This is a genomic window from Frankia sp. CgJB1, assembly GCF_977947065.1.
In genome coordinates, this window is record NZ_CDWTNB010000196.1 from 1 (window position 1) to 7305 (window position 7305).

The 7305-nt window shown below is 70.6% G+C and carries 8 protein-coding genes; 3 read left to right on the forward strand and 5 right to left on the reverse strand.

The genetic code is table 11. The annotated features are described in order from the left end of the window. From AC08OT_RS17590 to AC08OT_RS17600, 3 genes are all read left to right on the forward strand, one after another. On the forward strand, window positions 1-410 hold a 410-nt coding region (locus AC08OT_RS17590), incomplete at its 5' end, for a DUF6529 family protein (RefSeq protein WP_476603054.1). A gap of 23 nt (window positions 411-433) precedes the next feature. Then, window positions 434-916: a Rieske (2Fe-2S) protein gene (locus tag AC08OT_RS17595; protein ID WP_476593842.1), complete on the forward strand. Its 483-nt coding sequence runs from the start codon at window positions 434-436 to the stop codon at window positions 914-916. A 60-nt stretch (window positions 917-976) separates the two neighbouring features. Then, entirely contained in the window at window positions 977-1522 is a 546-nt protein-coding gene (locus tag AC08OT_RS17600; RefSeq protein WP_476593841.1) for an FHA domain-containing protein, read from the forward strand. Between the two features lie 65 nt (window positions 1523-1587). On the opposite strand, the gene AC08OT_RS17605 is transcribed toward AC08OT_RS17600, so the two are convergent. The 5 genes from AC08OT_RS17605 to AC08OT_RS17625 all read right to left on the reverse strand — a co-directional run bounded on the left by AC08OT_RS17605 (window position 1588) and on the right by AC08OT_RS17625 (window position 7067). Continuing rightward, window positions 1588-1884, reverse strand: a complete 297-nt coding sequence (locus AC08OT_RS17605; RefSeq protein ID WP_476593844.1) for a TFIIB-type zinc ribbon-containing protein — start codon at window positions 1882-1884, stop codon at window positions 1588-1590. A gap of 66 nt (window positions 1885-1950) precedes the next feature. Further along, the gene (locus tag AC08OT_RS17610) at window positions 1951-3042 is read right to left on the reverse strand and encodes an aminoglycoside phosphotransferase (RefSeq protein WP_476593840.1); all 1092 of its coding nucleotides are present in this window, start codon (window positions 3040-3042) and stop codon (window positions 1951-1953) included. A gap of 13 nt (window positions 3043-3055) precedes the next feature. Continuing rightward, complete coding sequence (locus AC08OT_RS17615; protein WP_476593839.1) at window positions 3056-3856, reverse strand: class I SAM-dependent methyltransferase; 801 nt, start codon at window positions 3854-3856, stop codon at window positions 3056-3058. A gap of 863 nt (window positions 3857-4719) precedes the next feature. Continuing rightward, window positions 4720-5211 (reverse strand): hypothetical protein, encoded by a 492-nt coding sequence (locus tag AC08OT_RS17620; RefSeq protein ID WP_476603055.1) that lies wholly within the window; start codon window positions 5209-5211, stop codon window positions 4720-4722. A gap of 353 nt (window positions 5212-5564) precedes the next feature. Continuing rightward, window positions 5565-7067 carry an NAD(P)/FAD-dependent oxidoreductase gene (locus AC08OT_RS17625; protein WP_476593837.1) on the reverse strand — a complete coding sequence of 501 codons (1503 nt, stop codon included), beginning with the start codon at window positions 7065-7067 and terminating at the stop codon, window positions 5565-5567. Between the last annotated feature and the right edge of the window lie 238 nt (window positions 7068-7305).

Consider the following 7305-nt stretch of genomic DNA (forward strand, 5'->3'; position numbering starts at 1 on the left):
GGTCGATGAAGGCGTGGCTGACGACGGCCGCCGCCGTTCTGCTACTCGTTCAGCTGGCCATGGCACTGTGGATGTGGGGATGGCTGCCCGGCGCGGGCCCGGCGCCGAGCTGGGCCGGCCCGCTGCACCGATGGAGCGGGACGACTGCGTTCGTCCTCACCCTGCCAGTGGCCTTCCACTGCATCTGGGCACTGGGCTTTGCCAGCGATGGCACCCGGGTGCTCCTCCATAGCCTCCTGGGCTGCGCCTTTTACGGGGCCTACGCAGCAAAGATGATCAGTCTACGGACCAGCGGGTTACCGGGGTGGGTACTGCCCGTGCTCGGCTCGACGGTTCTTTTTTCCCTGGTCACAATCTGGTTGACGGCTTCACTGTGGTTTTTCACCCAGTCCGGTATTCCGCACGTCTGAACAGGATCCCGAGGAATAAAGTCATGACGCAGGAAACACCGACGCGGCGCCTCGTGGCCCCCGGCCTCGCGGTCACCGTCGCCGCGGGTGCCGTCGGGTATGCCGTCGCCAGCTGCAGCGACGCGGCCGATCCGAAGCCACGGCAGGCGACCGCGGGCGGGACCCGCGGGGGTGGCGACGGTTCGGGCGCGGGCAACGGCGGCGGCCAAGCCGGCGGCACGGCGCCCCTCGCCCGGGTCGACGAGGTGCCGGCCGACGGCGGTCTCATCCTCGGCGACGCCGGCCTGGTGCTCACGAGGAACGCCGCCGGCACGATCCAGGATTTCTCCACTGTCTGCACCCATCAGGGATGCTCGGTGAACGCGATCGAGAAGGGCCGCATCCTCTGCCCGTGCCACGGCAGCGCCTTCGACACCCGCACCGGGGAACCCGTCGCGGGGCCGGCGAAACAGCCGCTGCCGCCGGTCGCTGTCACCGTCCGCGACAACGCCGTCTTCCCCGCCTGACCCCCGCGCCCCGATCGCCCGGATCTCGGCAGGAGCCGGATCCTCCCAGGAGGAGAAACAGTGGACCCGACAGGGCTGCGGATCACCGTCCCGTCCGGCCAGAGCGTGCTGTCCGCCGACCGCAGTCACGTCGTCAGCCGCGGCCGTGACTGCGATGTCGTCATCGCGGACGGCCGGGTGTCCCGGCGTCACGTCCTGCTGGAGCCCCGCGGCGACGCCGGGTGGCTCGCCCAGGACGTCAGTTCCAACGGCATCTGGGTGGACGGCGCCCGGACCGGCAGCGTTGCCCTGACCGACGGCGAGGTGCGGGTGCATCTCGGCGCGGCGAACGGGCCGACAGTCGTCCTGGCCCCGGTCAGTCCTACGCCGCGGCGCCCGCCCGCCGCGCCCGACGACCCGGACGTCGGGGCCCTGGCGACCGTGCTGGCCGGCCAGGGCGGCCGCATCGATCCCAGCCCCGTCCCGGCGGCGGCGGGCTCCGCCCAGGTCCCGGCTCAGCGTCACGCCGGCCACTCGCCCGTGGCGAGCTGGCTGCGCGCCCTGCCCACCTTCGTGTGGCTCGCCGCGGTTGGCTTCACCCTCGGCGCGTTGCTCGCGCTGTCCTGAGCGCCGCCCGAGGGCCGGCCCCGCCCCGAAGTTGACGTCGGGTTGACGGCCGGCCGGAGCGCGGGTCAGGAGGAAAACAGCAGCCGGGCGAGGCCGCCGTGCTTGTGGTGGCGCCCATGCCCGCCGTGCCCGTAGGGAATCCCCCAGGCGGGCTGGGCATAGTGCCCCGGCTGGGCGTGGGGCGCAGCCGGGGGTGGCGGCGGGGGCTGGGACCACTGCGCCTCGAGCCGGGTGATGGCCTCCAGCTCGCCGTAGTCGAGGAAGATGCCCCGGCATCCGTCGCACTGCTCGATCTGGATGCCGTTGCGGTTGTACGTCCGCATCATCGCGTGGCACTTGGGACACTGCAGGGTGTAACTCATGCCGAACCTGCCGTTCATGGCGGGGAGACATCCTTGGCTGCGGGTAGCGTACCGATCCCGCGGAAGTCAGCCGGTGGATAGTCGAGATCCGGACGGGTACGGGCCCACCCGGGCCATCCGCCGGCAGCACTCGACGAAGGCATCGGAGATCGGATCAGGTTCGGGCCCGGCACCGGGCGCGTCGCCGTCGAGACGCGCGGCGACCGCGATGGCCGCGTACTGCACGACAATCGCGCGGGCGGGCAGGTCCAGGGCCGTCCAGGGATCCTCGCCGCCCGACAGCGCCGGGCCGCCACCGGCCCGGTAGTCGTCGACGAACCGCGCCCAGACGTCCATCGGCAGCAGGCCGGCCGCGTACCAGGCCGCCGGCCGGGCCAGGTCCCATACCGGGTCCCCGAGCCCGAGATCGTCCACGTCGATGATGCGCCAGCCGAGTCGGGGCAGCGCGACGAGCTGTCCGAAGTGCCAGTCACCGTGGATGATCGTCAATGGCCGCGCCGGCCGGCGTGACCGTCCCGGTCGGGTCGGTTGATCCGGTTGATCCGGTTGGATCTGGTGGTGCAACGCCCACTCGGGCAGGGTCGCGGCGGCGCGCAGGACCACCTCGGCACGTGGATGGCCGGCCTGGTCGCGCAGTCGAGCCACGTCGTGCCGCAGCCGGCGGAGCACCGTGGCCCGGGGGAGCACGAGGAGATCCGACGCGGTGACCGGGATGCGATGCAGACTCGCCAGCAGCGCGGCAGCCTCGGCCCAGGGAACATCGTCGACCTGGTCCAGTCCGAGCGCCGAGCCGGCCGGCCAGGCACTCACCCATCGGTCGTGGACCCGGACGGCGAGCCCGTCCAGACCGGTATGGGTGGCGTAGGACGGCGGGGACGGCAGAGGCAGCGGGGACAGCAGGGGCAGCGGGGACAGCAGGATGTGGCCCAGGCGCGGCTGGGCCACGAGCCGGAGCCGGGCCGCGAGCGGCTGTGGGTCGGATCCGGGCGGGTGGGCCTTGAGCACGACGTCACCGTGGCGCACGATCAGCCGTTCACCGTGGTGCGACAGCACGACGGGAGCCTCCCGGCCGCCCGGTTGGAGCCGGCGGGCGAGATCCGCCATGCCCGTCAGCAGAGCGGCGTGCGGGGCGGCGTCGCCAGTCAGGGTGGTGGTCACGAGGCCGATGCCTTCACCGCGTCGGCTTGCGTAGCCGCCAGATGCATTCGGAGGGCCAGCGGCGCGCCCATGCCTCGTCGCCGCGTTCGGGCTGGGCGGGTGCCGGTTCCTCGCTGTGATCGTCGGATGCCGGCGGTGCCGGGCGAGGTTCCAGAAGATCTTCGATGACGAGGTCGTTGTCCCGGAAGAGCCTGATCCAGGTGCCGTAGGGAAGGTTGGCGCTGACCAGGCCGTCGGCCTCGGCCAGCAGACGCAGCCCGAAGTAGTCGCGGGTCAGGCGACTGCCGGGGGCGTCCCGGCCCGGCGCCACGGTGATCTCGTAGATCGGGCTGACGTGGCTGAAGGCGAGCAGGCCGCCGGGACGCAGCACGCGTGCGGCCTCCGGCACGGCCCGGAAGGGGTCCGCGAAGGAGAAGGCGCCGTGGTCGGCGAAGACGATGTCGAACGAGCCGTCGGCGAAGGGCACCGCCTCGGCACTCGCCTGGACCAGGGGGAAGGATAGTCCGGTCTCCGCGGTGAGCCGTCTGCTGTGGTGCAGCTGCCGTTCGGAGAGGTCCAAGCCGATCGGTCGGCCCCCCCGCCGGACCAACGCGCTCGACCACTGGCCGCCCCCGCAGCCCATCTCCAGGATGTCCCGTCCGGTGACCTCACCGAGCACGCCGAGCCGTGATTCCGGAACGGCCCACAGCCCCCAGGAGATATCGCCGGTGAACACCTGCCGACGGATCTGCGGGGCGTTCAGTCGCTGGTAGTCGTCGGAGATCTCGTTCCAGCGGGCACGGTTGGTCCGTACGTGGGCAGCACTGTTGATCATCCATCCCTCGTCCTTCTCCGGGTGGCCACGGACTGCGCGCCGACCGCGGTGCCGGGGCAGGCCACCGCGGCACGACGGCCTTCCTGCCTGCCTCGACGAATCAGTCGGTCATCGTATGAGACCAGGATGATCCGGGCACACCCGTGGCTGGTGATGCCTCGCCGCTCGTCAGCGGGTCGGTGCGCCCGGCCTCGTGCCGCGGCCGGGCACCGATGATCGTTCCGTCGTTCCCGCTGCTCACCATGGCGCCGGCCCGGGTGTCGAAATGTAGGCAAAGTAGCCGGACGAGTGATGGATGGGATGAGTACGGTGCGCCTGTCTCCCGGATGACGCCCTGGTGGTGGATACGTCTGGACAGGCTGTGATGGAGCGTGCACCTTTGATCGCGTGGTGAGGCAACGAAAAAGATCCAGTCGGTATTTTCGGCCGCCAGACGAGCGGCTCAGCCTGGGCCTGATGACCTGCTCGTCCTGCAACGGCACGCAGTATCAGACGCGTCCGCAGGCGGAAGTGGACGAGGACGGTCTTTTCGACGGTGACGCCAATATCAAATGTCGGGAATGCGGCGGAACCGGAAAGGTTCCCCTGCCATGAAGAACTCGATGCCCGTTCAGGCCGACTTCTTGTACCTGCGGTGTCCGGAACATCGGGGACGGCGTCCCCGCCAGGGGCTGAAGACGATGATGTGGCCGGGGGCACCGTGCCCGCGGTGTCGCATGGTCCGCGCCGCGGACCTCGAACGCGAGGGCTGTCCGGAGCTTCCTCCGGACGAGCCGGATGGCGGAGGGAGGGGGACGCCGCCGTCACGCTGACAGGCGCCCCCTAGGTGATCTTCGGTGCCGGGATAGGCCCTCGGCGGTGGGTCAGTCCTTGGGCTGGGCGACGACCACCGCCGTGCGGGTGCCGTCCTTGACCGTTGCGCCCACCCGGACCGTCGCCCCCGGGTGGAGGTCGGAGACCTTCGCGGTGTCCCCGTCGATCCGGAACCGGGTATCGGCGTTGATCACATAGGTGCCGACGTAGCCGTCCTCACTGGTGACCGTCAGGGAGGTGGGGCTCACCGCGGTCATCTTCCCGCGCTGCCCCGCCACTACCTGGAAGCCCTTGTCGGTTTTGACCGTTGCCTCACCGTGCACGCCGCCGCCGGCCCAGAGGCCGCCATGGGGACGCAGCCCGTCGTGGGAACGCAGCCGGGCCTCGGCGAGTCGCGGATGGTCGCCCAGGAACGCGTGGTCGGCCGGGGCGGCTGCTGCGCTGGCGGTCCCGGTCCGGGGTGGCGGACGCGGCTGTCCCGCCGAACCCGAGCCCGACCCCCAATCCGAGCCCGAGCAGACCCGCTGCGGCGACCCCCGCACCCCATCGTCCGGTCAGGAAGCTGCGCATCTGTGTCGTCCTTCCGTGTCGCGTCACCACGCCGCGAACCGGTCGGCGGCCCTGAGCGGCGACGACCGGCCGGGCGCCGCGCGCCACGGTGGCACGCGGTCGGAGCCCACGATGCGACAGCGAGATGTGAGGAACGTGCGAGCGTGGTGCGAACCACGTGGAAGGCCGGTTCCCGCGGTGGCGGACCCGGGCGGTACCTCGACGCGGCAGTACCTGGCCCGGCGGTACCTCGACGCGGCAACCGTCCGCCCCGGCGGATGCCTGCGGGCGGACGGTGCGTGCTCCGGCCGATCGATCGGGACGGAGGCCGGATCCGCGCTACGCGCTAGACCCGGGACGGTTGCCGGCTGTCCTCGTCCTTGCCCTCGTCCTTGGCCTGCGGCTGCATCGGGACGATCGTCCGGGCCCCCGTCCAGGACGGCGCCTCCTGACTCGCGTGCGGGGGCAGGGACGGTGCGAAGTCCGTTCCGAGGCGTTGGACCGCGACCCGAGCGAAGATCTGCTGCTCAGTGACGGTACGTTCCGACCGGCCCCGGCCGATGAAGCTCACCGTCCAGTGAAGCAGAGTGGTCAGCCGGTGCTTGAACCCGATGATATACACGAGGTGTACGGCCAGCCAGACGAGCCAGGCGAAGAAGCCGCTGAACTGCACCTTGCCGATGCTCGCCACCGCGCTGAACCGCGAGATGGTAGCCATGCTGCCCTTGTCATGGTATTCGAACGGTCGGCCCGTCTGCTTGCCGGCGACCCAGGCCTGGATCTCCTTGGCGGCGTGCCGGCCGCCCTGGATCGCGACCTGCGCCACGCCGGGCAGCCGGTTGATGCTCCCCATGTCCCCGATGACGAACACCTCCGGATGGCCCGGCAGGGTGAGGTCGGGCAGCACCTCGATGCGGCCGGCGCGGTCGAGCCCCGCACCGGTCTGCTCGGCGAGCTGCCGGCCCAGCGGGCTCGCGGCAACGCCGGCGGCCCAGACCTTGCAGACCGAGTCGATGCGCCGGCGGGTGCCGTCGCTGTCCTCGACGTCGATGCCGGTCGCGTCGACATTGACGACCTTGGCGCCCAGCTGCACATCGACGCCGATTTTGGTCAGCTTGTCGGCCGCCTTCGCGCCGAGCCGCTCGCCGAACGGCGGCAGGACGGCGGGTGCGGCGTCCAGCAGGATGACTCGGGCCTTGGCAGGGTCGATGCTGCGGAAGTCCCGCCGCAGGGTCCGGCGCGAGAGTTCCGCGATCTGTCCGGCCATCTCCACGCCGGTGGGGCCCGCCCCGACGATGACGAAGGTCAGCAGCCGCTCCACGTCCGCGGGATCGGTGGACGCCTCGGCGAGCTCGAACATCCCGAAGATCCGGCCGCGCAGCTCGAGCGCGTCGTCGATGCTCTTCATGCCCGGGGCGTGCGTGGCGAAATGGTCGTTGCCGAAGTACGACTGGCCCGCGCCCGCGGCGACGACGAGGCTGTCGTAGTGGTGCACGGTCGTGCGACCCAGCAACTGGGACGTGACCGTCCTTGCGTTCACGTCGATGGTGGTCACCTCGCCGAGGACGACCTGCGCGTTGTCCTGCCGGCTCAATACCTCACGGGTGGTCGGGGCGATCTCGCCCTCGGACAGGATGCCCGTTGCCACCTGGTAGAGCAGCGGCTGGAACAGATGGTGCGTCGTCTTCGCGACGAGGGTGACCTCGACCGGTGCTTTGCGGAGGGCCTGCGCGGTGAACAGACCTCCGAAGCCAGACCCGATGATCACTACTCGGTGCGAAGAGGTGCTTCGCTCCTCGAGCCGTTCCGGTTCGCCGGCCTGCCCTGTCTGGGCGCTGTCCGTGGTCACGATCCTTCTCCGCTCAGCCTCTTGACTCCGGCAGTGCCCCTTGGCGCCGCGAAGACCATATACCTGATGGTGCCGGATACCTGATGGTGCCGGCCCCCGGCTACTATTTTCCGCCGTATATCCGAGATGGGATCGTGTTTATCATCACCTCCTGTCGCCGGATAGCGTCGACGGGGCATGTGGCAATGCCGCTTCCACTAGCTGGATCTTGATGGTCGTCGGTGTGTCGGTTCCGGCT